This is a genomic window from Vibrio sp. 1978 (genome assembly GCF_033344345.1).
Genome location: NZ_JAWPOP010000222.1, coordinates 1 through 915 on the forward strand (window position 1 = coordinate 1; position 915 = coordinate 915).

Here is a 915-nt window from a genome sequence, read left to right on the forward strand (position 1 = left end):
TTTGGCGTTCGTTTTGAGTTTTCCGAAAATGAGTTCTCAAAATTTACTGGTTTTCAAAGCGCATGAAAGGCCACAAAGTTTGACCCAATTCGGGTTTCAAAGCTCAAGTGGTTTGTTGGTTTTTCAAATCGGTTTAATCTCAGGCTTGGTAAATCTAAGGTGCTGAAATTTAAGCTAACAAACTGTTCAAGCAGATTCGGCATGCGTGGCATTTTTGGTTTGCGGTGGTTTTAGTGATTACGTAGTGATGCGGTAACTTTTGTTGTGCATGCCTCACTCCTTAACAGGGCGTTAGCTTAAAACAAATAAAATGAATTGGTTGTGGTCTTTCCTTTCTTCCTTTGGCCATTCGTTCAAGTTTTTCGGCAAATCAGCATTGTTTGCCAATGTGAGTTTTGAGATGTCGCCTCAATTGAGTTTTTGGGCTTAACCGAGGTTAGCCAGTTTGGCGCAAAGTCGCTTTGGAAGTTTTGCTTTCGCTTTGAGTTTTCCGAAAGTGATTTATCAAAATTTTCGGGTTTTCAAATCGCATGAAAGGCCACAAAGTTTGAGCCAATTCGGGTTTCAAAGCTTAAGTGGTTTGTTGATTTTCCAAATCGGTTTAATCTCAGGCTTGGTAAATCTTAAAGTGCTGAAATTTAAGCTAACAAACTGCTTAAGCGGGATTCGCAATGCGTGGCATTTTCAGCATGCGGTGAGTTTTGTGATTAAGGCGGTGTGCAGTGGCTCTTGCAGTGCATTGCTCACCCCTTAGCAGGGCGTTATGCTTTTTTTCGAAGAAAAAGTGGCAGGTTTTCATTAGTTTTCAATAATAAGGGCGTGATATGAAAAAAGTAGATTTATCATTGGCTGGCAATGACCTACATGAATCTGATGACTTAGGCGCATTAGAAAAATTTCTGATATCGGATGATT

The 915-nt window shown here is 40.1% G+C and carries 1 protein-coding gene; it reads left to right on the plus strand.

Annotated features, from left to right (window positions below; all coding sequences use genetic code 11):
• Positions 1–445 precede the first annotated feature (445 nt).
• Positions 446–754: a hypothetical protein gene (locus tag R8N49_RS25680; protein ID WP_318190278.1), complete on the plus strand. Its 309-nt coding sequence runs from the start codon at positions 446–448 to the stop codon at positions 752–754.
• Positions 755–915 lie beyond the last annotated feature (161 nt).